The organism is Streptomyces sp. NPDC023573 (assembly GCF_055559735.1).
The window spans coordinates 127,447-152,541 of the sequence record NZ_JBVHKB010000014.1 but is presented as its reverse complement, the minus strand read 5'-3'; the positions used below and the strand labels follow the sequence as shown (position 1 = coordinate 152,541).

Below are 25,095 nucleotides of genomic sequence, written 5' to 3'. Positions count from 1 at the left end.
CAGGGTCAACCTCTTCGTCAGGCACCGGTCAGGTGCTTGATTGTCAGATCGATCACCAACGCTGTCACCAGCGCAATGAACTGTCCGACAGGACCTAGCACGCGGCGGGGCTCTTGGTCGGCCTGGTGCCGATCGTCAGAGTTCGAGATGGGCATTCCCTCCGCCTCCTTCCTTCTTCCGTCTGCCATCGGGTATTCGTGGCAGCGGAACGTCCTACAACGGAGTCTTAGATTTCGGGAGTATTCAGGCATCGGTAGGGGGAAGTCGCAGCGCATCGTCATCTGGGAAGGCCGCCTTTGGGGAAGTTCCGCGGTCCCCAGCGGCCCGAGTTTTGGCGAATTTGTCGATGTCCAGCGCGCAGTGAAGCCGACACCTTGTGCGCAGAGCAGTGATGAAGTAGAGGACGCGGACGTCTTCGATCTCGTGGGCGTACTGGCGCAGGGCGCATTGTGTGTCGAGGCCTTGCCTGCGGCGTAGGCGGCCACGGCGGCGGTCAGAGCGACCGGGCTCGCGACAAGGGCGGCGACGGCTTCGGATTCCACGAGCCCCGGTCATGCCGAAGAGGCCCGGTCGCCGTAGGGCCTTTCGTCTGATCGGGTCGAGCTGTCAGAGCAGGCTGGCACAGTTCGGCTGCAGAGCGCCATGGCGGCGCAGTGAGAGAGGTTGAGCGCATGCCTGCTGATCCGGGAGTTGTGGAGACAGTCACGATCGCGTTGGTGACGGCACTGGTTACGACAGTGGGTACGCAGTGGCTGGTGGTGCCGAGGTTGGAGGCCCGCAAGCGCCGCATCCTGGATGTGCATCAGGCCCGGGACCAGTTCCTGGCGGAGATGCGGCGGATTCTGGGGGCGGGCGGTCGACTGCAAAACTTCGAGGCGCCGGCCCCGGACGATCCGGCGTGCTCGCCGGTCATGCGGGAGCGCATTGAGGCGGGGCGCGCCCGCTGGGTCAAACAGCTCGAAGACGCCACCGAGTGGCTGGTGGACAACGTGGAGCTGTACGCGCCCAGCTGGCCGACCGAGTTGCTGCGGGACCTGATCTCCACCTACGTGGCCCAGGCCTGGGCGGTGATGCTCTCCGAGCGTCAGGACACCAGGAAGGCGGAGATTCTGGTGGCGCTCACGACCCCTGTGTGGGAGGTCTTCGGCTCCCGAGGCTGGGAGCGACGCCCTTCAGACATCGCACGGGCGCAGCGGAAGCTGGCGGCGCTCATCGCGGAGATGGCGGCCGAGGCCGATCGGCGGAATGCCCCTTCTCCTGCCGCTGCGTGAGCACGGAGCCACGTCGTCTGAAGCCCCGTCTGAGGTATGGGCGGGGCAGTGACGGCAACCTGCGTCGGAGCGAGTTGGACCTCCTCAGGCTCACCTACTTGGGCGCTAGGTCAGCCGTCCCGGCCATCATCGGGCCCACGCCCGGGTCCTGGGCAAAGCGCGGCAGGCGGCGCTGTCAGCAGAAGTACGGAATGCGGCTCGGGCTGTTCATTCTGTCCGCAGGGAGCGCAGCCGCTCTGCGATGGCGTACGAGTCCAGCTGCAGGGTTCGGATGTCGGCGATCAGGTCACGCCACGCTTCAAACTTCGTGTTGATCTGCTCCCCGTGCATGCCCAGGTAGGCGACGGCGACGCCGAACCCGTACAGCTCGTTGCGAGCAGGTAGCGGACGCAGGAGAACGCACTCTTCCAGCATCACAGCGGCCCGCCAGAAGGGGTCCGGGGTGTGCTGGTCGTGGCGGGGCGGGTCGGTCTTGTGCCGAGCGGCCAGGCCGGCGAACACGGAGTAGTCGTTGACGGCCAGGTCGTCCAGCAGGTCGGCCTGGCGCTCCAGGAACCAGCGGTAGTCGACGTAGTACTCGGCAGGCACAGGTCAGGCCGCCCGCGGAGCGAGCGCGGCCGCCGCGGGTCCGCCGTATTCGGCGTCGAATGCGCTGGCCGTCGCCGTGTCGCCGGTCACCCGGCGAAAGATCTCTGCACCCTCATCGAGCGCGCGCTCACGCCTCTTCTCCGCGGCCACCTGCGCCAGGTAGCCATCCAGCGGAAGACCTTCCGCGTCGGCCAGGGCCTGCAGCGCGTCCAGGGTGGTGTCGTCGATCTCGATGCCAGCCATGCGTCGAGTATGCCGCGCCCATCTGTACCAGGACCACCCACTACAGAAAAGCGGGGGGGCTTGCTGGGCTTAGAAGGGATCCTCGGGGCCCGTCGCGGAGGATTCTTCCGAGCCTGCTTGCGTTGGCCGTGTGGCGATCAGTTGGTTGGTCAGTTCGATCGTGGCGAGGTACCACCAGAAGATCCAGTCGAGGAAGGCGTCGGCGTAGTCGCCATGCTGCCCGGCGTTGCGGTGGCGTAGGTCGTACCGGTTGGCGATCTCGAACAGGGCCCCTTCGTCCTTTCCGAGATGTTCCTTGATCAAGGCGCGGCGTTCCTCCAGGACGCGTGCGAGAGCGACGATGGCCGATCGCTTGTTCTCGATGGACGTGTGGCGTCTGCGGAAGAGTGCGATGGCGTGGTCGACGTCGCCCAGGATGCTGGGGGCACTGTCGTTGAGTGTGCGGTGCACCAGGGCGCTGCGTGCGTCGTCGGTGACAGCGACTAGCCGTCCGAGTTCCTCGCCTTCCGAGGCCAGCTCGTACTCGATGCCGGCTTCGCGTAGCAGCCGGTTGACCTTCCACCGGTACAGGATGCGGGCGGGGCTGTGGTGGAACTCCTGGTGGTGCCATCCGCAGCCGCTGTATGGGTGGTGCCGTCGTGTGCGAGGCCGGCTGACCAGGTCGTGGAAGACCTCGATGAGGCCGTAGAAGGTGTCTTCGTCCCAGTCCTGCCAGGCCAGGGGCCACAGATCGGCGATGCCGAGGCGGTCCTCGATGATCGCGGAAGCATCGGGTAGCTCGTCGCGGTCGTCGACGCAGTACGCTCCGAACGCCTCGGTCAGGTAGCCGTCGTCGGCGAAGGCACTGATGAGGCGGGCGAAGTCCTTACGGGGGCTCCGCTCGGCGCGGGATACTGAAGCGGCCCTCTGGCCCTGCCGCTGGGGCCAGTACGGGCGGGGCGCTGTCGCGTGCTGGAGCTCGGACGCGCGCGCGAGAAGCTCCTTCAGCCAGGCGCTCTGCTCGTCCTTCTGGGTCTTGTGCGCGGTGCCCCATCGGCTGGCTGAGGTGGTCCAAGGATCGTCGGTCAAGTTCGCTGCCGTGGGTATCGCTGCGAAGTCCGCGGCTGCCGTGCCGCCCACCAGGGCTTCGGTCAGTAGCCAGGTGACGCGCTCGTCCCACGAGGGGCCTGCGGCGTGAAGGGCGTGCTCCCCTTCGGCGACGAACAGTGATGTAGGCCAACGCAGCTCGTAGTTGCTCAAGTCCAGACTCACGTCGTCATCATTACCCACCGGGTAGATGCTGCGAGCCTGGTTGTCACAGTGCAGGTGCCTTCGCCTGGCTCCTTTACTGGCGTGGGACGAACGCAACCAGTGCCCCGGCAGTCGCCAGGTAGGGCGTCAGGCAGGAACTGTGTGCCACAGGGAGCTGGCCCCTGGTCGCTGGCCCTCACCGGGCGCCGACGTCCTGGCAGGCCCGCGCTGGGCCGGCTACCGCAGGCCGACCGTGCGCAGCGCCGCCTCGTTGCCCCTATAGGGGTAGTTGTGGCCGTGTTCCAAGCTGCGCTGGATCAGCTGCCCGTTCTCCTTGTCGGCGTGGAAGATCGACCAGCTGCTGCAGGCTTCGCAGATCTCGCAGGTGAGAAACGGGCGGAGCGGGTGCAGATTTTGGTCGCGGTCGGCGAGGTAGAGGCTGCCGGCCTCGATCCGGTCGGCGCCGGTGACGACCATGGTCGCGGTGGGCACGACGGGGTGGTCGCCTGTGAGTCGGCGGTAGCCGAGCGTCTCGCTGGCGCTCAGGCGGTCCCAGTTGACCGAGGTGACGTGCAGCAGGGACCAGTCGGCGAGGAAGCGGGCGCGTTCGAAGAGCAGGGCCAGGTCGGTGAAGGCGTCGGCGAGGGCGCCAGGGGTGGGCAGCGGTTCGTTGGCGCGACCGTGAGCGTGGTTGTTGCGCCGGCCAGCGAGGCGGGTGGCGGCCTGGTCGGCGTCGGACCCCTCGACGAGGAGGGCGGCGAGTTCATGGAAGGGGTGGTCGGCGTTCAGACCGGCAGTGCCGGTGGCGGATGCGGCTTGCTGGAGTATGCGTGTCCAGTCGCCGAATCCGGGGCCGCCCGGCTGAGTGGAGATCTTGTTCTGCAGGCTCTTGAGCGCTTTGAAGGTGATGCCAGTCTCCTGGGCGAGGCCGGCCACGAGCAGTGCGCAGAAGCCGAGTAGGGCCTCGGCGGCATCGAGGACGGCTTTGTAGGCGCGGTCCCGGTCGTCGGTGCTCATACGGGCCTCGACCTCACGCCAGCGCTGCGCCAGTGGGTAGGGGAAGCGCGTGCGGGCTATGTAGCCAGGGTCATCGAGCTGGGCGGCGGCGTCGGCCCGAAGGCGGATCAGCTGGCCGGCGCGGATGATCGAGCGGCGTGCCTCCAGGGGATCCTCGCTCTCCCCGAAGACGTCATCGACGAGATTCTCGGCCTCCTGGTGCCAGCGGGCCATCTGGTCTCCGGCGAAGTCCAGTTCACCGAGCACAGCCGACAGCGCATCATCCCGGCTGGGTACGCGAAGGCCCCGCAGAGCACGGGGCGAGATCCTGAAGACTCCATGCATCGACGTGAACAGTGGCCGAAGTTGAGGGCTGGAGCGCAGGAACGCCATGATCAGTCGGGGATGGCCGGGCTCGATGGGGACAATCGGGCGCAGAACCAGGAGGGCAAAACTTACCGCGGTGCGAATGCGGATCGGTCCGACGAGGCTCAGTCTGGGTCCGCGGGACCCGAAGGCGTTCACCATGAGAATGTCGCCCGCTTGGATGAGGTTCTGAGGTGGGGCCTCGGTCAGCCACTCGCCTTCGTCGAAGTCAGAATCGTCACCGTTCTCGGGATCGACGATGGACGGCGCATGGAGGTCCCTGGGTCGCAGGTAGCGAATGCTATCTGCGGTCCGCTGGGTCGCGCCGACTTCCGCGACCTTGATGGCTCGCGGGACGATCACCTGGTACAGGTCGCTGAGCAGCGGACCGGGCGCCGACGCCTGGCCGCCAGTCAAGGGCATTGCAGGATCCGGCACGAGTCCCCCTCGAATGTGAAGTGCCCAAATTCTAGGCCTGCACGGGCGCCCTGGTATCTCGGTGGCCGTCGTCGCGCGTGCGCCGCTTGCGCCCGGGCTCGGCCAGGGAGGTCGCGGTGTCTCCGGAGCGGCGGGGGGTTGGGGTGCTGAATGCCCTGAAAACAAGCAGGCTCACGGAGTTCGGGTCGTCGAATTTCGTTTCCTCGACCGCGAGAGAATGCAATTGATGCACGCGGTATTGCGATTTCGGGCCCGATTAGGGCCTGCGAAGTGCCTGACCCCTGCCCGGGCCTCCCGCGAGGGTCCGAGGGTGTAGCGGCCGAGGCCGTCGGGGTCTGGTGTGCGGCGGTGCCTCTCAGATGACGATCTCCCCAGGTGATGTGGTCTGTTGGTTGGTACGGCCGCAGGGTTCGGGGTGGAGTCTGATGGTCGTGTCGAGCGGGTCCAGGGGCGGGAGTGCATTTCTTCTCTGACGTCCCCCCGCAAGATCTCCGTTTGGAAAGTTTTCTTGTCATTTTCCTGGTCTGACGTGTAAGTTGTCTCTATGAGTGATGACGTGTGGGTCGATGACGGCGAGCGGGACGAGGGCATCGGCTTCGGGACGGCGCTTCAGGACCTGCTGTGGGCCGAGGCGAAGCGGCGTGAGGGCATCCCCGCGGACGGGCATCCGCACAGCGTGGACGCCCTGCGTCCGAAGTCGCCCGCGGCCCGGCGTCTGCATCTGCGGCACCTGGAGGTCGCCGCCGAGTGCGGTGAGATCGCCGAACGGGTGATGAAGGAGGCTGCGGCACGCTCCGGGCGGGCGGGGGCGAGCTACCCGGAGATGGGGACGGCGGCGAGGATCACGCGGCAGAGCGCGCGAAACCGGTGGCCGCAGGCCGTGGGCACCCGCTGGACCCTGCACACCCTGACCGGGCGCCAGCCCCCGCACGGGAGGGACACCGTGATGACGCGGAGCAGGGAGAAGGCCGTCATCACCGGCTGGGACGCGGTCCGCAAGGGCGACGCCGCCACCGGCGGTGTTCTCGCCGCCGTGGTCAGCGACTCCGAGCACCGGGTGGTGTGGGCCTCCCTCTTCGATCCCGCCGAGTACGACGCCGTCACCATCGACGTCCCCGAGGACCTGGTCGACATCCCCGCCGACAGCGAAGCCCACCAGGCGTGGGCCGACCGGTGGGCCCAGTTCGTGGATGCGGAGATCGAGCGCCGGACCGTGCGCGCATGAGCACCCCCTTACCGACGGAGGCCTCCCCCGTGAGCAAGCCCGTTCTACGTCCTCACCAGCGCGAAGCCCTCGACGCGATCCTGCGCGCCCTGGAGCTGCCGCCCGGCACCCGCCTCCCGGCCCGGGGCCTGCGCACGCAGGTCATCATGGCGACCGGCTCCGGCAAGACCCTCGTCGCCGCCCGGAGCGCGGACGAACTCCAAGCCGGCCGCGTGCTCGTCCTCGTCCCCTCCCTGGATCTGCTCATCCAGACCGAGCAGGCCTGGCGGGACAGCGGCCGCACCGGCCCCGTGCTAGTGCTGTGTCCGCATAGGTTCACCGGGTTGGGGTCAGCGCGCTTGGACGTTCCGTGAATTCCGGTACAGCGGCGCGAACGGCACCTCACCGCACAGCCCCTGGCAGACTCTCCGCGTGATTCAGAAGAAGCTCGACGCGCTCTCGCAGATGATGGACGAGTACAGGGCCATGCCGTTTCCAAACGGGTTCCGCGGCCTGGACATTGAGGACCAGGACATGGTCATGCTCGACGCGGACACCGCCGGCTACGCCTCCCGCGTTCTCAAAGGCCCCCTCCCCGAACCGTCCCGCGGAGGCTTGATCAGGTTGGTGGGGGCGTTCGAGAAGGTTCTTCCAGCAATCAGCGACGAGTACGCGAGCAAGTACTACACGCTTGCACGCCACGTGGCCTCGCTGGCTGCCGAGATCGAAGCCATACGCGACAAGTAGTCCCCTGGCGGGGAATGTTCGCCGGGCTGGCGGTCGTGACGGTTGGATGTGCGGTGACGTCCAATCCGACCGCTGGAGGTGCGGTGGCCGAGCCTGTCCGTGTGCGCAGACTGACCGATCAGGAGGGACAGCTGCTGCAAAAGATCGTGCGCCGGGGCAGCACGAGTTCGGTGCGCTACCGGCGCGCGACGATGCTGCTGGCCTCGGCCGGCGGGAACCGTGTCCCGGTGATCGCCCAGCTGGTGCAGGCCGATGAGGACACCGTCCGGGACGTGATCCACCGGTTCAACGAGATCGGCCTGGGCTGTCTGGACCCTCAGTGGGCGGGAGGCCGTCCCCGCCTGCTCAGCACTGACGACGAGAACTTCGTCATTCAGACGGCCACCACCCGCCCGGCGAAGCTCGGCCAGCCTTTTACCCGCTGGTCACTGCGCAAACTCGCCGCCTACCTGCGCAAAGTCCACGGCCGGACCATTCGCATCGGCCGCGAGGCGTTACGCAGCCTCCTCGCCCGCCGCGGCGTCACCTTCCAGCGCACCAAGACCTGGAAGGAGTCACCCGACCCGGAGCGCGAGGCGAAACTGGACCGGATCGAGGAGGTCCTGGACCGTTTCCCGGACCGGGTCTTCGCTTTCGACGAGTTCGGCCCCCTCGGGATCCGGCCCATCGCAGGCTCGGGCTGGGCCAGCCAGGGACGCCCCGACCGGCTCCCTGCCACCTACCACCGCACCCACGGGGTCCGATATTTCCACGGCTGCTACTCGGTCGGCGACGACCGCCTGTGGGGTGTCAACCGCCGCAGGAAAGGTGCCGTGAACACGCTGGCCGCGCTGAAGTCGATCCGCGCTGCCCGGTCCGACGGAGCACCGATCTACGTGATCATGGACAACTTGTCCGCCCACAAGGGCACTGACATCCGCCGCTGGGCGAAGAAGAACAAGGTCGAGTTGTGCTTCACCCCGACCTACGCCTCCCGGGCGAACCCGATCGAAGCCCACTTCGGACCGCTGAGGCAGTTCACCATCGCCAATTCGAATCACCCGAACCACACCGTTCAGACCCGGGCCCTGCACGCCTACCTGCGGTGGCGCAACGCCAACGCCCGTCACCGCGATGTCCTGGCCGCCGAGCGCAAGGAACGCGCCCGAATCCGCAGCGAGAAGGGCATCCGCTGGGGCGGGCGTCCCGTCGACACTGCGTCCTGAACAACCCGGCGAACCTATGCGGTCAGAGCACTAGGCATCTCCTCACTCCGTGGTGAGGAGGCGTCCTTCCCGAACACCACCGACGCCACCGAGCTCGTCGAGTGGACCCGCAACCTCGACAAGGTGACCGTCTTTGCGACCTACGCCTCCCTTGGTCTCGGCACTCTGGAGCGCGCCCACCAGGCGGGCCTGGCCGGCTGGGACCTGATCGTCGTGGATGAAGCCCACCGCACCTCCGGGCGGATCGGGAAGCCGTGGGCCGTCGTTCACGACAACCAGCGCATCCCGGCCGCCCGGCGCCTCTGCATGACCGCGACCCCCCGGGTATGGCAGCTCGACGAGGACACCCCGGGCCAGCCCGGGGAGCTCGTGGCGAGCATGGAGGACGACCCCGACGGCCCGTTCGGCAGCAGGGCCTACACCCTCACCTTGTCCGACGCGGTGAGCCGGGGAATCTGTGCCCGCTACCAGGTCGTGTGTGTCGACGTCACGGACACCGAGTACCAGGACACCCTGCGCCCGGGCAGTGAGGCCACTACCGAGGAGGTGCGCGGGGCGAGGATCGCCGCCCTGCAGACCGCCCTGGTCAAGGCCTCGGCAGAGGAAGGCTTCAAGCACACCCTGACCTTCCACCACCTGGTCAAGGAAGCCGAAGCCTTCATCAGCGGCCTGCCCGACGTCGCCGCCCGCCTCCACAAGGACGACCCGGAGCTCTACCCGAACACCATCTGGGCCGAGTGGCTGTCCGGGGAGCACACCCCGCTCCAGCGTGCCCGGGTCCTGGACGAGTTCGCCACCGGCATCGCCGGCGACGGCACCGTCGTGGAGAAGAGCTACCTCGGCTCAGTGAAAGTCCTCGGGGAAGGCGTCGACACCCGCGACTGCGACAGCGTGTACTTCGCCGACGTCCGCGGATCCATGCCCGACCTCGTCCAGGCCGTCGGCCGCGCCCTGCGCATGAAGCCCGGCGAGGACAAGACCGCCTCCCTCGTCGTCCCCATCCTCCTCAAGCCCGGCGAGAGCGCCGCGAGCATGCTCACCAGCAAGGCCTACGGAGACCTCGCCAAACTCCTCGAAGCCCTCCGCGCCCACGACGCCCGCATCGTGGAAACCCTTGGCCAGACCCCCTCCCTCACCCGTACTGAGCCCCCCAGCGATTCGGACATGGACGACGTCGAGACCGAACAGGGGGAGGGCGATGAGGCGCAGGGGCCGAGTGCCGGGGCACGGGAGCTGCTGAAGTTCAGCGCCCCCCGGGATCCCGCGGTGCTGGCAGCGTTCATCAAGCTGCGGATCCTGGACCCCGAACACGAGCACTGGCGTCGCGGGATCGAAGCCTCCGTCCTCTACACCGGCCAGCACGGCGACCTGCGCGTGCCCTTCACCTTCCGCGTCCCCGACTCCTCGCAGGACCACGACCTCGACGGCGGGCAGGGCTCTGTCGGTGAGATGGGGTGGCCGGCGTCGCTGGCCGGGTTCCCGCTCGGGCAGTGGATCGCCGACGCCCGCCGCCAGTACGCCCGCGGCACCATGTCGGACGACCGCATCGACCAGCTCGAGAAGCTCGGCATGATCTGGTCCACCGTCGACATCGCCTGGGAAGAAGGCCCGTCCGCCGCCCGCGCCTGGGCGCACCTGCACGGCCACCTCCTCGCACCCCTGGACGCCACCTACGAAGGAGCGAAGGTCGGCATCTTCCTGAAGAACGCCCGCGCCGCAGCCCGCCGCGCCCACGACAACCAACACCGCGAAGCCGAAGGACTCCCCGCTGACACCACAGGCTGGGCCCTGTCCGAGGAACGGCGCGAGCAGCTGGAGGAAATCGACGCATCCTGGTGCCCGGCCTGGCCCGTCACCTGGCAGCGCACCTTCCACCTCACCCGCCTCCACCTCGAAGCCGGCGAACCCCTCCCCACCCAGCCCGGGCAGGCCCTGGCCCAGGGCGAGGACCTCGGCCGCTGGGTCCAGGCCGTCCGCACCGGGTGGGACAAGCTCACTGGGGCACAACAGTGGATGTGTGATCAGGTTCTGGGCATCGAGCCGGCCGAGGAAGCTGAGAAGCCGAAGCCCTCGATGAGCCAGGCCCAGAAGTGGGCCATCCACCTCACCGCTGCCAAGCAGTTCTTCGATAGGGAAGGCCACCTCAAGGTCCCCCGCAAGCACATCGAGACCATCAGCTTGCCCGACACCGATGATGCCCAGGCAGAGGAGCGTGCCCTCAAGCTTGGCGCGTGGATCGCGAACCAGCGCTCTCGGGCGACGGCGCTGACCCCTGGCCGGGTGGAGCAGCTGTCCGCCATCGGGATGCGGTGGACGTGACCATCGCTTCCCCGTGGCCGCTACCCTGTCGCCCGGCTGCTGGGCCGGATCGCCGGACGTGCACCTTCCCTCGTGGGCACACCGGCTTGAAAGATCCGCTGATCCAGGCCTTCATCGCCGCGAGGGAAGCTGCACCACGGCCGTGGGTGGAGGGCACACAGGGTTCCGTGACAGCAATGCTCACCAGGACTGCTCACCAGGAAATTCCCCTGCGTCCCGACATTGGGCAGCATGCAATGTTCCCGAACATCCGTGAATCACGGAACTTGAATCCGTGACGTGCATTACGGTGAGGATTACGCCGCCAGCGCACTGCGTAGTGCGTTAGGTAGTGGGTACGTGGCGGAGCCGGCTGTACACCCAGACTCCGCCTCGCACCGCTGGTTACGGACGCCGGGTTAGCTGGAGAGCCACATCGCCAGGTTGATTGTCATGTCGAGCATGGCGAGAAAGACGGCCCAGCCACCCGGTGGTTCGTAGCGAAGCACAGCTACTCCTCTTTCAGGCCCCTACGGCGAGCAGCCGGGCGGGCCTGGTCCTCCCGACCGCGGTGCGGGAGCACGGAGTAGCGGGCAGCCACGAACGACCCGCGAATCACCGACTCTAGATGGCTCGTCAGCGCGCCGGGCGATTTTTCTGCTTTTCACGCTTTCGGTGATCTCGACGTGGAGAGCGGCTCTCGGAGCCGGGTCGAGATGAGGCACCGAACCCGTCGAGAATGTGCGCTCAGGCAGGGGCGGGGAAGTTCTGCCGATCGACCTCGGCCTCGATCTGCTGGATGCGCGCCGCCAGCTGCCGTTCCGCGCGCCTCATGCGTCCCGGGCTGCGCTGCCACCCTCGCGAACCGAAGACCTCCCACACGGGCGTGGTGAGCCACTCCAGAAGTTCGGCCTTTCGGTTGTCCTCACGCTCGGAGATGACTACCGCCCGGACTTAGGGAACGTAGGTGCCGACGACGCCACGCAGGAAGCCGGTGGGCCAGCTGACTGCGTACGTCTCCATGTTGTCGACCATCCACTCGGTCGCCACGTCAAGCTGCTTCACCCAGCGTGCCCGCTCCGCTTCTACGCGCTCACGCATGACGGGCGTCCATGCCCCATCGTCCGCGGCCGGCGCCTCGAAGTTCCGCAGCCGGGCGCCCGCTGACAGGATCCGCAGCATCGCGGCCAGGAACTGGTCCCGGGCCAGGTGCGCCTCCAGGATGCGGCGCTTACGGGCCTCCAGTCGCGGCATCACCAGCCACCCAGTGGCCACCGCCGTGACCAGTGCTGTCGCCAACGCAATGAGGATCGTTTCCGCCACCCCAGGCCCCTCGGACATACGCACAACCCCTTTTAAAGCGCCGCCGTGGCGCCAGCGGCCGAAGTCTGCCAGCCATCTCTGACACCTCGGACCGATCCAGAGAAACGCCTCCGGTCGGCCGAGTGATTTAGGCATGATCGAACTTGTGGAATCTGAAGTTGTCGCCGCACTCATCGCCAGCCCGGTCGCCCTCACCGCCGCTCTGGCCGCCTACGGCGCGGGCAAGGCACAAGGGCACAGCACCTTTGAGTCCGTACGGCGTACTTTCCAGCGGGAGTCCCACACGCATCTGCTCGCCACGGCGTACACGGTCAAGCGGGTTGCAGTCGAGGTCTTTCGGCCCTGGCACGATCCCTCCGAACCCGAGCTGGCGCCGCAGATTCAGGAAGCAAGGCATCGACGTCTCTCGCAGCGTTGCACCCGGTCACGGAAGCAGTGGCAGTCGTAACCATGGACGGCCCTTCACACATCGCGCGACTGGCTGAGGCCATTCTGAGACGCGCGGGAGTTCTCGAAATGCGCGCAGGCTTCCACCTGGCGCGCAGACCCGACCCGCAGCTCTCCGGGAGCCAGGGAGACTTTGGGCGCCTGACGAGCGCCATGGATACCGTGGGTGGACCCTCGCCAGAGTGCACCAACCCCTTCAACCACCGCGAGGAGACCGAACGACCGTGAGCGTCCACCCCTTGCCCCTGGCGATGGCCAGTCAGCAGACCGTCGAAGAGCGGCTCATCCAGTTCGTCAGCGCCCGCATCCAGGAGCTTGGCCCCGACTTCGGTTCCGCCCGCAGCCTCGCGGCCTGGACCACGGCACTCCTGGTCTCCTACACCGAGATCCTTCCCAACCTGAAGGGTCAGGGCCCGGAGTATGCGACCGGGGTAGCGGACGGCCTCGGGCAGGCGCTGCGCCACATCGCCAGCGGCTGGCAGGACCACCCCAACTTCGAGACAGAGTTCGCCGTGCAGACGCCGGCCAAAGCCGAGGACTGGACCCGATGAGCGACCAAAACGAACCGCAGCATCCCGAGGAGCCCGAGAGCGACGCGGAGCAACCTCCAGCGTCGGCGACCGTGCCCGCCCAGAGCGGGAAGAAGGCCGAGCGCCCGTCCCCGCGGCCGGACGTGTCCTACACCCCCGTGTCCAACGGCATGGACTACCTGGTGAGCGTCTTCCAGCACCTGACCGAGGGCGCTACGCCGCCCGGAGCCCGCGACCTCAAGTACACGGTGCTCCACCTCCAGGCGGCCACCGAGGTACTGCTTAAGGCCCGCCTTTCGCATGAGCACTTCAGCCTCATCTTCCAGAACCCGGCCGAGGCTACCCACGAGACCTGGGAGAGCGGCAAGTTCAAGAGCTGCGGCACTCTGGACGCCTTCGATCGGCTGCGCGGTATCGCTCGCCTGGCCCTCGACGTGGACGACCGCAAGCGCATTAAGGAACTCGGGGAGAGCCGCAACGCTCTCCAGCACTACGGCCTGACCCAGAACGCGTATGCCTTCGAGTCCCGCGCGGTGAAGGTGCTCGACTTTCTGCTCACGTTCATCAACCGGCACCTCATCCCAGGGCTCGACGAGGTAGAGGCTCGGGATGTCGAGCAGACGATGCAGGCTTTCCGGTTGAAGCTCAAGAGCATTGAGACGCTGGTCAAGCAGCGCATGAACAATCTCCGGGACGCCTTGGCCCGGGTCGCCGACGTGACGGTGCAGTGCCCCGACTGTGAGCAGTGGGCCCTCGTCACCGGGAACGGAGAACATGGCCTGACCTGCCTGTTCTGCGACCAGGATTGGAGTGAACCGGATTTCACAGCCCTCACCTACGCCTGGATGATCCTGGGGGTAGACGATGAGTCAGTCGTCCAGGAGGGGGGCGACCCGCCGGTGGTCGAATGCCCTGAGTGCAGTGACCGCGCGTTGGTTCCGGACACGGTGACCGCAGCGAGCAAACCGGGAATGTCGCCCTTGTGCTTCTCGTGCGGCACCGTCTTCAGGAATCTGATCAACTGTGAAGGCGGGTGTGGGACGGTTCTCGACGTAGTCCCTGATGGCGAGTCGATCCCCATGTGCCGCAACTGCATCGACATCCGATACGCCGCCTTCTGAACTCGTACCCCGCCACCTGATCTACCCGAAAGGCAGTGCCACGAGTACGGGATGCAGCCCGAAAGGCCACAGGCCAGAGCCGCCGAGCGCCCCCGCCACCGGGCCGCCTGCGCGAACTCACCCAGGACGGGAACTTCGCGTACCACGCCGCCATCGCCCACTTCATGGGCAGCATCCCCACACCCGCCAAGGTCGCCTCACCGACCCGATGGATCGACGGCGAGCAGACCGCTCGCGCCCGCTGGCGCTCCCTGGTCGACTCACGGCGTGTCCTGCGCGCACAGGGCTGACGCGGAATCGGGGATAACCATGGACCTTCAGGGAATCGGCGCAATGGGTGCCGTGCTTGTTGCAGCGGTTTCGGTCCCCGCGACCGTGCTCGTGGGCAGATGGCAGACGCGAGCCGCGCTGCGCAGCGCCGACGCCACGAGCCAGGCCGGGCTTTCGCAGGCTCATGCCACCTACCGGGCGGCCCTTGACCAAGCCACCGCCCAGACCTCCGCGGCCCACGACCAATGGCGCCGTGGAATCCGCCGGGACGCCTGGGCAGCCTTCCTTCTCGCCGTCGAAGACGCCGTAAGCTCCGCAACCGAAGCCCGGACCCGGGCAGACGAAGACCTGCATGCGCTGCGCCGGGCTGTGAAGACGGCACTGGTGATCATTGAGCTCGAAGGACCGCCACTCGTCGTCGAAGCCGCAAAGCTGCTGCGCCGTACCTCCAGCGACTACCTGGACCTCATCGAGGGCGACCTCGAGGCATCCCGTGCCTGGCACTCTCTGGAATCAGCCACCACCGAGGAGCAAGCAGATCAAGGCGACTGGGGGCCCACCCCGCTCCACGACGCGCAAGTTGCACTTTCAACCCTGTCCACCCTGATGCACACCGTCAGAGCCACGGCTGGTGGTCTACAGCCCGTTCTCTTCGGCTTCGACCCCAACGAAGAAGCCGACACCGCATACAGGCGGATCGAGCGAGCACATACCGACGCGGTTCAAGCGCTCGCGGTCTGCCCAGCCGTTTCCGCCGGGCAGGCCCGTACTTTGCTGCATGACGCTGCGCATGCCGGGCGATACGAAATGCACCTGCAGCAAGCGGACTACCTCGCCTTCATCGACCAAGCCCGCACCGCGTTCCTGGAGACAGCGCAGGCGCATCTCGACACCGCGGAGCCAGCCACCGTGATCTCACCGGAACGATAGGCGGCAGCAGTCAGTGCCTGTTTTCGATCCCCGGTTTTGAGTAGCTTTGGGTCCTAGGCTGGCTGGGTGTCCAAGGGCGCTGGGGAGGCCGGAATCGAAAACAGGCACTCAGTCACGCGCGAGGGCGCTCGCTTTCGCGCCGTACGCGGGGAGCGGCGGCCTCGTACCGATGGTGCAGCGCCCCGAGCGGCCACAGCACCTGCTGGACGAGGGCTCGGCTGCCAATCATGCTGTGCAGATGTTCAAACGTGGATGGCGAGCGTGGCAGGACCGGCAGACACAGAACCGGATAGTGGCGGCCCGGATGAACGCGTTCTACGACTCGCTTTCGAAACAGGAGAGGACGTCTGTCCAGGGCGTCGCTATCAAGTACGGCCGAGAAGTCGACTACCTGCGTCTACTGCGCGCAAAGAACGCCTCGGCCGCCCCGTACTACGTCGGGCTGTCCTCAGAGATGGGGGGCTTCACCCATGTCACCAAGCGGGCTGTCCTGGTCGCGGACACCGTGCTGTTGTCCGAGCACGGCACCGGAGCCGTGCACCAGCTCGGCTTCCACTCAAGCCAAAACCGTGAAGTCGACCCATCAGGAACAGGTGTTTCCTTCAACACTGGTCTGATCAGCCGCTACGGGATGGTGACCAAGGACATTGGAGAGTTAGGCCAGTGGCTTCTGAACGCTGAGCCTCTGCTCCGCAGCGGGCTGGTTTGGTATTGCCCGGTCAAAGTATCCGGGGGGTCTGTCAGCAGATCGGACATCGACTCGGAGCCTCCGGAGATTGATCCACTCCCTTCCTTCAGCGACCGGTCCATCGACTTCGTGGTGGAGCACGGCCGGGCCGTGGATCTGTCGAGGGTCAAGCCCATTGCCAGCCGGGTGGTCCGGCCGATCCTGGAAATCGATCTGCCCTTCATCAACGGGCTCAGCCTTAACGACTTCGCGCAGGTGACCAGCGAGGAGTTCAACTCCTACACCCAGTACCGTGACTTCATGCGCTCTCGGCTCCTCGAACTCGACGACGCGCTGGAAGCCGTCGACTCACAGCTCGCCCTGGAACGAATCGCGCTCGCCATCCGTGACGAGTTGAGCGCCGCTACTGCTGAGATACACAAGGCGACCCGGTCCCGGGCCCTGATCCGGTCCGGTGCTGTGCTGGGTTCGACGAGCGCCGTCCTTGCCGCAGTCCGCCCCGATGCCCTCCAAGGTGCGCTTGCCACCAGCGCGACGATCGCAGCTGGCGCAACCGGCCTGTGGCCGACCATCCAGGCATTTGCTGATATCAAACCCAAACGCGCACACGGCAAGTGGTACTACGTATGGATCCTGCAGAAGAAGGCCGCACGCTGAGCATGCTGTCACTGTCACTTCTCTTGACCGGGAGCGGGCACCATCTACAGCTACGTGCTCCAGATGGAGGGTGGTCGCCTCGCACTCGACGAGGCGACCAGTGCGACCGAACTGCCGCGGTCTCCAAAGTCCAAGGGCTGATCACCGCCGTTTGCGGCTGGTGACAGAGTTCCTACCGGCACCCCTTCTCGCGCTCGCGTCACTCCAGCCTCAGCAGTTCCGTTCGGGGAACGGTCACAGTGACCGTTCCCCGAACGCTTTCCGGAAGCTCCCCTTTCGGATAGTTGCCCTTTGACCTGCTGGCACGGGGTTCAGAAACAGGCACTCAACTTGTTCTTTATCTACCAAGATCTTCCGGGCTTGCCGATGGCCTTGAGGGTCTCGGGTCGTTTGACGGTTTTGCCGACGTCGTAGCGGGGTGCCGGGTGTTTGTTCTTGGCGCCGGGTGGCCGGCCGGGTCCGGTGCCTCGGGGTTTGGGAACACGGGCCGGGCAGGCGAGGTGAGCGCGGATCGCAATTCCTAATTGGCAGCCGAGTCGTCGTGAGGCGTCGGGTGGCCAATCCGGGGAAGCCACAAGCGGCAGAAGCGTGAAAGCCACACCCGACACCTCTGGGCGGGTCAACCATACGAAGGGCTCACCACGTCCCGCAGAACAACGTAGGGAAGCGTGACGCCTCCGCAAACGCTTCCCTCCGAACAGCATCAGGCAGCAGACTCACCTCACGGCCTTCGTCGTGGTCACGTGCACCTTGGTCGGAGCACATGATCAGACGAAGGCCGCCCCCATGTCCGGTGATTCTCCATGTGAGCGACGCAGTTCGAGGCGCCCTTCGAGGGGGCCCGGACCTCGAGCGAGTCCCTACCAACCCATGTTCTTGGCCACCTCGGCCTGGGCTGCGGCGATCTCTTCACCGGTGGACTCGATGATGTCCACCTCCTCCAGGCGTGCCAGCAGGTCTGCGAGAGCCTGCTTCTGAGCCGGGTGCGTGATCGGCACGGTGTTCAGGTCGGTGCTCATCAGCCAGTCGAACAGCACGATCGCGTCAGCACGCCACAGACGGAGATCGACGGTTGGTGTAGACCCCCAGGGGAACCCAGTCTCCATGGGAGCATCTTGCCAGGTCAGCGCGCTGTGGCGCGTCACAGATCAACGGTCACGCGGCTGCCCGCCCAACCTTCGGCGTCGAGGTCAGAAGAAAAAGAACAAGCTCAGCCCTCGTCGGATTACCCGAGTACCCCAAGATCGGTATCGGGCCGGCAGTGGTCGCATGCTCGGACCCCGTCGGAGAGAAGGGCGCGGGCCTGGTCCCGGTCGATGCTCCGGCGCCGCGGTCCCGCAGCGTGGCAGTGACCGGAGTGCACCTCGATCGGAGGCCGGCCCTGGCCGATGCCCAGCTCGACAATCCAGTCCGGTGGCGGCGGCCGCCGCTCTTCGCCCTGCCGCCGCTCGGCCTCCCGCTGCTCGACTGCAGCGATGGCGTCGTCGATCCGCCCGAGCCACATGGCGTGCCACAGCCGCAGCGTATGCAGGCGCGGCAGGTCCGAAGGGAGATCGTACATATGTTCTACTTTACGTCGCGTCCGCGAACCACAGCAGCGGGCGTACCTTTCGGGAACCGGTGAGGAGGGGCCACATGACCGGCGCTGACCTGCTGCGATCCCTCGCCGTCGATCCGTCGGCATTGGATCCTGCCCCGCCGTGGACTCCGTGCGGGAGCGCCGGCATCGAGCGGCTCGAAGGCCGCTATCCGTGTGTGCGCTGCGGCCAGACAGCGACGGTGGCCGGTGTCGTCGACGCCCCGGGCCATGGCCGCCGCTGGATGGACACGTGCATGCCCTGCCTCATCGCCACCGCCCCGCGCGGCGGTCCCAGTGCACCGCTGGCTGACACGCTGGCTGTGCTGCGGGAGGCGGCCCATGAAGCAGGTGCCACCGTGAACATCGTCGCGACGGGGGCATAGGCAGTCGTGGATCGCTACTGCCTGACCCTGACGATCGGGGCTCGGATCATCGCACGCGGCTGGTGGCCTGACGTGGCGACGGCCGACCGGAAGTTCGCGTCCTGGATCAACGAGCGAAGCAGCACCGACGGCGCCCACATCATCCTTACCGATGAAACCGACGAGCGACACGTACTGAATGCGTGGCCGCGGCAGGACTGACGCGAGCACCCGATAGCGCGCTTCGGCCCCTGCCCGGATCCGGGCAGGGGCCGAAGTCTCCTGCGGGGGCCGATAGGTATTTGCTGCGGGGTGTGCAGGTCAGAGCCGCAACACGCCTGCGTTGCAACCCGATGTTGCACCCTCGTGTTGCACGCCTCTTTCGCGTGACGAACCCGCTCGGCAGGCATGGCGATGCTGCAGAACCAGGTCCGGCTGCCAGGTTGAACACGTCCGTCCGGCCCACAAGGATGAGTGGAGATCCGCCGTGCCCGTCGCGTTCCGCATCAGGTGCTGCCTGTGCCGCAAGAACATCCCGCTCGCCGGGGACGTCATCGCCCTCGATGGCGAGTGGCAGCGCCGCCACCCGAACATGCACGGCACCCTCGCCTGTGAACGGTGCATCAGCGACTACGGCTGGAACTGCTGCACACGGACCGAGGGAGGCTTCGTCGACGGGCACGTCGCCGCACCCGAGGGGCAAATTGACATCGACGCCTGGTGCCATCACCTGAACCGCGGCACCCACCGGGCCCTGGTGACGCTCCACCCCCGCTCCGGCCTGCTCCAGGGAGCGGAGCCGTACCTGCGCTCCCTCGCCGCCCGCAGGGGGACCAACCCCGAGATCGCCGCCATGCTGCGCACGGTGATCCAGGAATGGGAGGAGCAGCACAGCCACCCCGGCACCCGGCAGGCGGCCACCGCCTGAATCCGGCTTCTCCCCCGCCGCACGCTGGCTGATCATCTCGCTGACACGGACTCAATTCCCGTGGCAGGGTGCGGTGATCGGATCACCGGACGGCAGGGGGCCCCGTGGAAGCACGGATGTGGAACGGACTGGTCGGCGTCGCGAAGGAGACGTACACCGCCTCGCTGGGCGAGGGGGCCGTGCCAAGCCCGCTGATGATGCCGCTGGTGCGCGGCGAGCTGGTCGGGCTGATCTGGGTCCGTCCGCTCAAGGTCGGCCAGGACGCGCTCGCCGGGATCGCGGAGCTCGCGAACATCGCCGCGGCGGCCGGCGCGGACGAGGTCGTCCTCGCCTGGGAGACCCACGACGTCGCCACCGCCTGCGATCTGCCCATCGTCGGCCCGGCGCCGTGCCTGAACATGGTGCTCGCCACCCCGGCCGGGCACGTCCTGCACCAGTTCCCCTACAGCGAGCAGCTCCTGTCCCGCAGTCCCGAGGGCGGTCGCCCCCGACTGGAGGCCGGCCCCCGCGCCGCAGCCCGGCGGCGAACTGGTGCCGCCGATCCAGGCCGCGGTGAACTTCTCCTTCACCCCGATCGAGCTGGACCACCCCGACCCGTTCGGCGTCACCGTCGTGCTGATGGAAGAGGACGGCTACCGCATCAGCCTGACCGAAGCATTCGCCCGCTGACCCCGTGGCCCGCGACTTCAACGACGACGCGCCCCGCCGCATCCAGGACGCGGACGACCTGATCAACGCCCGCAAGCGGGACGAAGCCGAACGGATTCGCGCCCGCCAGCAGGACGAAGCTGAACGGATCTACGTGGTGACCACCAACCTCGTCATCGACGCCCAGGAGCAGCTCGCCCGGCGCCGGCTCCTGGACCGCATCTGGCGCGCAGGGGCGGCCATCAGCTGGCTGTCCTTACTCGCCGCCGTCATCGGCACGGGCATCGCCTGGGGAACCACAGGCGACCCGGCGCGGTTCGTCGTGGGTCACCTGATCTGCGGCGGCCTACTCCTCATGTCCCTGCTGACGCTGGCCGGCGTCTACTTCGCCGGGCGGAACGTCTCCAGCCGCCAGCGCCTCGAGGCGCACCTCGCCTCACAGCAGGAGTCACTGTGGCAGCAGAAGGCCAAGAACAACCCGGACGTGGACGACCGACGCAAGCTCTACCGCGAGGAAGTCACAGCCGGGGTCGAGCAGTACCAGGCCGACAGCCGTAAGTACCGGCGCATCCACAACGGCCTGCAGACCCTCATCATGATCGGCTCAGCGTCCACGACCACGATCGCGGCCCTGGACACCGGCAAGGAGCTGACCTGGCAGAGCGTCACCCTGACCGCCATCAGCTTCGCCATCACGGTGGCCGCGATGTTCACCGGCTACTACAAGTTCCGAGAGCGCAGCTTCTTCCTCCAGCAGACCGCCGACGCCATCGAGGAGGAAGTGAACGCCGTCCGGCTCGGCATCGGCCACTACAGCGAGTACGGGCCCGGCCGGGAGGACGAGGCGCTGAAGAAGTTCACCCAGCGCGTCGAGGACCACCGCAACGAACAGCGCCGCCGCCAACAGCAGCTGGACCAGCCCGCCGACCAGGCCACGCCCACCAGCCAGCCGCCCGCCGCCTGACGCAAGCTCGCATTGCCCCGTCCGCTACGAGTCTGATGACGGGCTCAGCCCGACGGTGTCTCCCCGTTCAGCACCCGATGTCAGAGGGTCTCTTTACGCTTGAAAGATTGGGCTGCCGTTTCCGCCCCAGGGCATTCGTCTCGTCAGGTGACCTGGAGCAGGAGCGGCTGCGTGGGGCAGCTGGCGAAAGGGCTGGCGATGGACTTTGACATCCGGAAGATTCAGACGGCAGTACAAGGGGGCCCAGAATCGGATGAGCCTTTGATCTGCCCCACGGATCCAGACGAACTGGACGCGTTCCTCCTTGAACACCCCGACAAGTCGTTCTGGTGCGGTGAGCTGTTGGGAGGATGCGGTGGGAAGCTGACGACCAGGCGGTTCGGCACTCGGCTCCGGGTCTGTCATTTCGCGCATCTACCGGGCCAGGGCGGGCTGCGGCCGCAGTGCGGATACCGGGACCGCGGCCTCAGCAGCGCGGACCACCTGTATGTGAAGACCGCCACCCTGGGCTGGCTACGCGATCAGGGCCATACCCCGCGCTACCACTTCATCGATCGGGACGACGTTCCGATCGGGTCTCTCGTGGACGTCTATCTCAACGACCGCAAACTGCGCTTCCACATGAATGCTCAGGTGCCGCCCGACTGGGACGCTCCTGACGCCGGCGAGCCCATCCTCGGGCCTGGTGTGCGGATCCCTGCCGATCTGCTGGAACAGAGGCGGTACGTCAACCGTGTGAAGTTCACGACCGACGGCCATCGGCGCATCTTGGTCCTGGGAACCGAGGTCTTCGGCGAGAGCACCGAATGGGACATCGCTCTCGAAGACTGTGAGATCACCGAGGACGGCCGGCTCAAGACTCCGGTGGTCGAGCGCATCTGGAACACCGAGAGCCGCAAACCTGCGCCGGCCCCTGCCCCAGCTGCCGCACCATTGGCCCAGCCCACGGCTCCACCGGACACGGGCACGCACCCCGCGGGGGTACAGATCGGCGACCTGGTCCACAACATCACTGCTGCGGTCCGCCGCAAGGACGTTCCCCGTGTACGGGAATTGTGCAAGGAAGCCGACCAGGAGATGAGCCGGTGCGAGGGCCCGGCACTCCGTCACCTGGAGACGGCAGCCGAGAACGCCCGTCTCTGGCTGGAGGCCCGAGACCATGAGCACAGGGCCCTGTTCACCCGCCTGGAGCAGGCCGTGGCTGACGGAAAAGGGTGGCACGCGCGAACTCTGCTCGATCAGGCGAAGAAGCTGGTCACCCATGTAGAACCGCTGACCGGTCACGACGAAAAAACGGTGGCAGCAGCATGGAAACTCCTTGCCCGGCCGCCGGTCCGGCCGGCTCCAACGCCAGTAGTGACACCCTTCGCACCGCAGACGGTAGACAGCCGGGAACAGGAGCAGCGCCGGACACGGCGCCTCGCCCATACGAAGGCCAGAAGCCTGATCGGCCGTCTGCGGGCCAAGGGCCTGCCCGCGCAGGAAAGGCGGGAGCTCCTTACCGAGCTCATACCGGTGGCCGAAGCCGCTGGCGACTGGCTTTCCACCCGAGACCGCCGGGACGTACAGAACTGGCTGAAGCAAGCCGAGAAGCAGGCGCCCGTTCCTGAGCTGCACGAGGCCCGCAAGCCTCCGAGCAAGGCTGTGGCTTCGGCTGCTCAAGCTGTTCGGGGAGCATTGAAGAAGGCTGCTCGGGAACAGAGGACGACGACGTGGAAGCAGCTGGAGCAGCAGCTTGGCTCAGCCCTTCCCCACATGAGCATCGCCGACCGCATACACGTTCTGATCCTCGTGGACGAGGCGACTCCGCCCGACCACGCGCTGCTGGCCTCACTGGTCGTCGCGACCGATCCCCAGATCAGGGAGCACTACCGGGAGATCGCAGCAGCCCAGAACCTGGAAGCGCCGGAGAATCGGGACGAGCTCCGCGACGTAATCGACGCTGACGTCCAGCAGGTGTTCAGCACCTGGTCTCGCTAGAGCCGAACCCCCTGCCGGGACTGTCCCTGTCCCACCAGCCCTGCCTCGGCCGCGCATGGATTCACACGGTCCGAGGCAGGGGCTTCGGCTCCACCGCGCGCTGTCCTGTGGTCCTCACTCCCGCTTGCTTGGCTGCCAGCTTCTGCAGGGCCTAGGCACGGGCGGCATCGCTGGAGCGTCAGCTGCTGACCCGTGGTCTTGGCTTGGAGTTCAGCCACCGCCTGGCAGCCTTCGAACGGTTCCTCCAGCTCGCGAGCCAGCTCCCGGATCTGGCGCTCGAACGCACCCTGGATCGCAGGGCGACCACCGTCGCCTTCCGGCTGGCTTGATGCGCCTCGAGGGCACGCCGGTAGCCTCGCACGTCGTCTCCCTGGTCTTCGCCGGGCCGTTGGGCGCGGCCAGGTGAACGGGCCTGCCGGCAGCGCCAGCCGGACCGGGTGCGGCGCCGGGCGGCAGGGTCCGAAGGGAGCGCGCAACGGCACGGCCGCAGCCGCGTTGGCGGCCATGACCCCGGGTCTGCTCCAGCCGGGCCTGGGCCGCCCTGCTGGTCGTCCAGCCGGGCACCGGCTCATCGGGGGGAAGCTCGGTGTGGGCTCACGCACCGGACGCTACCCAGAGACCGGCGGCATCACGGCCGGAACGGATCTCTGTGTTGGCCAGAAGGCGTCGTTCTGGACCGAGTTGATGCGATTCCCGCGCAGAGCAGGAGCCACTCGGGCAGCATACGCAGCGAACACGTGTGATTACATACTGCGATTCAGAGGGGGGCCGATGGCTCGGGACAACAACCCGGACTTCGCCACAACGCTGGTGATGCTGCACACCGCTGTCACGAACACGGGCAACGAGCTGCGGGACGCGCTCGACAAGGGCGTGGAGAAGCTGCAGGCGAGTGGGCAGGCAGCGCAGCGGGAGACGGCCCAGTCCGTGGTCGATGAACTCGGCCGGATGCGCACCAACCTCCGCGAGGCGAGGGACCGGCTGTCCGCCGGCGGGGACATGCTGAACTCGGAGGTCAGCCGAGCGGTCACCGAGCTGCGGGCTGAGATGCGCGATGTGCGGGCGGCGGTCGACAATATGACCCCGCCCGCTCCGGCGCCGGTCGCCTCGGAAGCGCACGCGCCCTCCTACGGGCCCGCCGCCCGCGACGTGCCGGCCCCGGGGCTCTCCACGTTCTACGGCACCGCCCCGGAAGCGGCCCCGGTGGCCACCACCACGCAGCACGATGAGCTCCCGCCGGAATCCGACCGGCCCGCGGTTCCGGCGCAGCGCGGCGGTACCGACAGCGAACTGCCGGGCGACGCTGTACTGCCCTTCGACCTCATCCAGCAGGCCGTCCGCGACGCCCTCGCCGCAGAACTCGCCCCGATCGGTGCTCTCCTGGCAGAGAGCAAGGACCGCGGAACCGAGGATGCCTCCGCGGTACGGGACCAGCTGCGCGAAGCGGTCCAGGAAGTGCGCGAGCAGCTGCAGGAGGCCCGGCGTGAGGCTCTCCTCGAGCTCGCCGCCCTCCGGGAAGAGGCCGTCGGTCTGCGCGCCGGGCTGGAGCAGCTGCGGTCCCAGTCGGACGGCCATGAGCCCGCAGCCGGCGAGGTGAGCAAGGAGCACAGTGAACTGCTCCAGCAGGCCGCCAGGGTCTCCTCCGTCGATCTGCTGTGCCACCGCGACGTCTGGGAGTTCATCACCGCTCAGGCCGGACGCCATCAGCACTTCCGGGTGCCGCCGCAGGTCACCGCCGAAGGTGACGAGCGGGTCCGGGCCGCCGTGTCCGGGCGCTCCCTGATCGCCCTGCTGATCAGCCTGCACGCCGTCAGGCACACCGCCCGGGACGGCGACGGCGACCAGGAGCTGGCCGCCACCCTGTACAAGAGGATCCAGGACCGCCTGGCCGGCCTGGCCGCAGACGGTCAGCCGGTCACCATCACCCTGGACGACCGCTCCTCCCCCACCAGCGATGACGCCTCCGCCGACGGCGCCCCCAGCAGCACCGAGGAGCAGGTTGCCGGCCCTCCGGCAACTGACGACGACGAGGGCAACGATCAGCAGAGGCCCCACGACGGCACCTCGCCCTCCTGAGTAGCT

The 25,095-nt window shown here is 67.3% G+C and carries 29 protein-coding genes and 1 pseudogene; 20 read left to right on the top strand and 10 right to left on the bottom strand.

Annotated elements, in window-relative coordinates; all coding sequences use genetic code 11:
* Window positions 1–17: 17 nt before the first annotated feature.
* Entirely contained in the window at window positions 18–155 is a 138-nt protein-coding gene (locus ACZ32T_RS33305) for a hypothetical protein (protein ID WP_363143015.1), read from the bottom strand.
* Window positions 156–671: 516 nt separating this feature from the next.
* On the opposite strand from ACZ32T_RS33305, the gene ACZ32T_RS33300 reads away from it, so the two are divergent.
* Window positions 672–1,271, top strand: a complete 600-nt coding sequence (locus tag ACZ32T_RS33300; RefSeq protein ID WP_467371105.1) for a hypothetical protein — start codon at window positions 672–674, stop codon at window positions 1,269–1,271.
* Between the two features lie 207 nt (window positions 1,272–1,478).
* Here the strand turns inward: ACZ32T_RS33300 and ACZ32T_RS33295 are convergent, their stop codons facing one another.
* The 4 genes from ACZ32T_RS33295 to ACZ32T_RS33280 form a co-directional block, all read right to left on the bottom strand.
* Window positions 1,479–1,859: a toxin Doc gene (locus ACZ32T_RS33295; protein ID WP_319306943.1), complete on the bottom strand. Its 381-nt coding sequence runs from the start codon at window positions 1,857–1,859 to the stop codon at window positions 1,479–1,481.
* 3 nt (window positions 1,860–1,862) lie between these two features.
* A complete protein-coding gene (locus tag ACZ32T_RS33290) occupies window positions 1,863–2,102 on the bottom strand; it encodes an antitoxin MazE7 (protein WP_467371101.1) in 240 nt (79 codons plus the stop codon).
* Window positions 2,103–2,171: 69 nt separating this feature from the next.
* Complete coding sequence (locus tag ACZ32T_RS33285; protein ID WP_467371099.1) at window positions 2,172–3,353, bottom strand: hypothetical protein; 1,182 nt, start codon at window positions 3,351–3,353, stop codon at window positions 2,172–2,174.
* 216 nt (window positions 3,354–3,569) lie between these two features.
* Window positions 3,570–5,117 carry a restriction endonuclease gene (locus tag ACZ32T_RS33280; protein ID WP_467371097.1) on the bottom strand — a complete coding sequence of 516 codons (1,548 nt, stop codon included), beginning with the start codon at window positions 5,115–5,117 and terminating at the stop codon, window positions 3,570–3,572.
* A gap of 559 nt (window positions 5,118–5,676) precedes the next feature.
* On the opposite strand from ACZ32T_RS33280, the gene ACZ32T_RS33275 reads away from it, so the two are divergent.
* The 5 genes from ACZ32T_RS33275 to ACZ32T_RS33255 all read left to right on the top strand — a co-directional run bounded on the left by ACZ32T_RS33275 (window position 5,677) and on the right by ACZ32T_RS33255 (window position 10,607).
* Window positions 5,677–6,357, top strand: a complete 681-nt coding sequence (locus tag ACZ32T_RS33275; protein WP_467371094.1) for a hypothetical protein — start codon at window positions 5,677–5,679, stop codon at window positions 6,355–6,357.
* Entirely contained in the window at window positions 6,354–6,710 is a 357-nt protein-coding gene (locus tag ACZ32T_RS33270; RefSeq protein ID WP_467371092.1) for a DEAD/DEAH box helicase, read from the top strand. Before ACZ32T_RS33275 ends, ACZ32T_RS33270 begins: the two co-directional genes overlap by 4 nt.
* 58 nt (window positions 6,711–6,768) lie before the next feature.
* A complete protein-coding gene (locus ACZ32T_RS33265) occupies window positions 6,769–7,083 on the top strand; it encodes a hypothetical protein (protein ID WP_467371089.1) in 315 nt (104 codons plus the stop codon).
* An 83-nt stretch (window positions 7,084–7,166) separates the two neighbouring features.
* The gene (locus ACZ32T_RS33260) at window positions 7,167–8,288 is read left to right on the top strand and encodes an IS630 family transposase (RefSeq protein ID WP_467371087.1); all 1,122 of its coding nucleotides are present in this window, start codon (window positions 7,167–7,169) and stop codon (window positions 8,286–8,288) included.
* Window positions 8,289–8,411: 123 nt separating this feature from the next.
* Window positions 8,412–10,607 (top strand): helicase associated domain-containing protein, encoded by a 2,196-nt coding sequence (locus ACZ32T_RS33255; RefSeq protein WP_467371085.1) that lies wholly within the window; start codon window positions 8,412–8,414, stop codon window positions 10,605–10,607.
* A 933-nt stretch (window positions 10,608–11,540) separates the two neighbouring features.
* Here ACZ32T_RS33255 and ACZ32T_RS33250 read toward each other — a convergent pair.
* Window positions 11,541–11,885 carry a hypothetical protein gene (locus tag ACZ32T_RS33250; protein ID WP_467371083.1) on the bottom strand — a complete coding sequence of 115 codons (345 nt, stop codon included), beginning with the start codon at window positions 11,883–11,885 and terminating at the stop codon, window positions 11,541–11,543.
* 169 nt (window positions 11,886–12,054) lie between these two features.
* Between ACZ32T_RS33250 and ACZ32T_RS33245 the strand changes: the two genes are divergently transcribed.
* From ACZ32T_RS33245 to ACZ32T_RS33220, 6 genes are all read left to right on the top strand, one after another.
* A complete protein-coding gene (locus ACZ32T_RS33245) occupies window positions 12,055–12,357 on the top strand; it encodes a hypothetical protein (protein WP_467371081.1) in 303 nt (100 codons plus the stop codon).
* Between the two features lie 223 nt (window positions 12,358–12,580).
* Window positions 12,581–12,907, top strand: a complete 327-nt coding sequence (locus ACZ32T_RS33240; protein ID WP_467371079.1) for a hypothetical protein — start codon at window positions 12,581–12,583, stop codon at window positions 12,905–12,907.
* The gene (locus ACZ32T_RS33235; RefSeq protein WP_467371077.1) at window positions 12,904–14,007 is read left to right on the top strand and encodes a hypothetical protein; all 1,104 of its coding nucleotides are present in this window, start codon (window positions 12,904–12,906) and stop codon (window positions 14,005–14,007) included. The genes ACZ32T_RS33240 and ACZ32T_RS33235 overlap by 4 nt, the downstream gene beginning before the upstream one ends.
* Window positions 14,008–14,042: 35 nt before the next feature.
* Window positions 14,043–14,297, top strand: coding sequence for a hypothetical protein (locus tag ACZ32T_RS33230; RefSeq protein ID WP_467371074.1), 255 nt, complete (start codon window positions 14,043–14,045; stop codon window positions 14,295–14,297).
* Window positions 14,298–14,316: 19 nt separating this feature from the next.
* Window positions 14,317–15,207 carry a hypothetical protein gene (locus ACZ32T_RS33225; protein ID WP_467371070.1) on the top strand — a complete coding sequence of 297 codons (891 nt, stop codon included), beginning with the start codon at window positions 14,317–14,319 and terminating at the stop codon, window positions 15,205–15,207.
* A gap of 169 nt (window positions 15,208–15,376) precedes the next feature.
* Window positions 15,377–16,552: a hypothetical protein gene (locus ACZ32T_RS33220; protein WP_467371067.1), complete on the top strand. Its 1,176-nt coding sequence runs from the start codon at window positions 15,377–15,379 to the stop codon at window positions 16,550–16,552.
* Between the two features lie 341 nt (window positions 16,553–16,893).
* On the opposite strand, the pseudogene ACZ32T_RS33215 reads toward ACZ32T_RS33220, so the two are convergent.
* The 3 genes and pseudogenes from ACZ32T_RS33215 to ACZ32T_RS33205 all read right to left on the bottom strand — a co-directional run.
* A pseudogene (locus ACZ32T_RS33215) lies at window positions 16,894–17,064 on the bottom strand (NF041680 family putative transposase); the annotation flags it as partial.
* Window positions 17,065–17,412: 348 nt separating this feature from the next.
* The gene (locus ACZ32T_RS33210; RefSeq protein ID WP_285574222.1) at window positions 17,413–17,658 is read right to left on the bottom strand and encodes a hypothetical protein; all 246 of its coding nucleotides are present in this window, start codon (window positions 17,656–17,658) and stop codon (window positions 17,413–17,415) included.
* 119 nt (window positions 17,659–17,777) lie between these two features.
* Entirely contained in the window at window positions 17,778–18,113 is a 336-nt protein-coding gene (locus ACZ32T_RS33205; RefSeq protein WP_467371061.1) for a DUF6233 domain-containing protein, read from the bottom strand.
* A 74-nt stretch (window positions 18,114–18,187) separates the two neighbouring features.
* Here ACZ32T_RS33205 and ACZ32T_RS33200 point away from each other — a divergent pair, with 74 nt between their 5' ends.
* The 3 genes from ACZ32T_RS33200 to ACZ32T_RS33190 all read left to right on the top strand — a co-directional run bounded on the left by ACZ32T_RS33200 (window position 18,188) and on the right by ACZ32T_RS33190 (window position 19,421).
* Window positions 18,188–18,514, top strand: coding sequence for a hypothetical protein (locus ACZ32T_RS33200; RefSeq protein WP_467371059.1), 327 nt, complete (start codon window positions 18,188–18,190; stop codon window positions 18,512–18,514).
* A gap of 6 nt (window positions 18,515–18,520) precedes the next feature.
* Window positions 18,521–18,715 (top strand): hypothetical protein, encoded by a 195-nt coding sequence (locus tag ACZ32T_RS33195; RefSeq protein ID WP_467371057.1) that lies wholly within the window; start codon window positions 18,521–18,523, stop codon window positions 18,713–18,715.
* Between the two features lie 265 nt (window positions 18,716–18,980).
* Entirely contained in the window at window positions 18,981–19,421 is a 441-nt protein-coding gene (locus ACZ32T_RS33190) for a hypothetical protein (protein ID WP_467371055.1), read from the top strand.
* 82 nt (window positions 19,422–19,503) lie between these two features.
* Here the strand turns inward: ACZ32T_RS33190 and ACZ32T_RS33185 are convergent, their stop codons facing one another.
* Window positions 19,504–19,821 carry a hypothetical protein gene (locus tag ACZ32T_RS33185; RefSeq protein ID WP_467371053.1) on the bottom strand — a complete coding sequence of 106 codons (318 nt, stop codon included), beginning with the start codon at window positions 19,819–19,821 and terminating at the stop codon, window positions 19,504–19,506.
* A gap of 131 nt (window positions 19,822–19,952) precedes the next feature.
* Between ACZ32T_RS33185 and ACZ32T_RS33180 the strand changes: the two genes are divergently transcribed.
* From ACZ32T_RS33180 to ACZ32T_RS33160, 5 genes are all read left to right on the top strand, one after another.
* On the top strand, window positions 19,953–20,090 hold the full coding sequence (locus tag ACZ32T_RS33180; protein ID WP_311637975.1) for a hypothetical protein: 138 nt from the start codon (window positions 19,953–19,955) through the stop codon (window positions 20,088–20,090).
* A 4-nt stretch (window positions 20,091–20,094) separates the two neighbouring features.
* Window positions 20,095–21,033 (top strand): SLATT domain-containing protein, encoded by a 939-nt coding sequence (locus tag ACZ32T_RS33175; RefSeq protein ID WP_467371047.1) that lies wholly within the window; start codon window positions 20,095–20,097, stop codon window positions 21,031–21,033.
* A 171-nt stretch (window positions 21,034–21,204) separates the two neighbouring features.
* Window positions 21,205–23,013: a hypothetical protein gene (locus ACZ32T_RS33170; protein WP_467371044.1), complete on the top strand. Its 1,809-nt coding sequence runs from the start codon at window positions 21,205–21,207 to the stop codon at window positions 23,011–23,013.
* A 203-nt stretch (window positions 23,014–23,216) separates the two neighbouring features.
* A complete protein-coding gene (locus ACZ32T_RS33165; protein WP_467371041.1) occupies window positions 23,217–23,342 on the top strand; it encodes a hypothetical protein in 126 nt (41 codons plus the stop codon).
* Window positions 23,343–23,784: 442 nt separating this feature from the next.
* Entirely contained in the window at window positions 23,785–25,089 is a 1,305-nt protein-coding gene (locus ACZ32T_RS33160; protein WP_467371038.1) for a serine/threonine-protein kinase, read from the top strand.
* The last annotated feature ends 6 nt before the right edge of the window (window positions 25,090–25,095 follow it).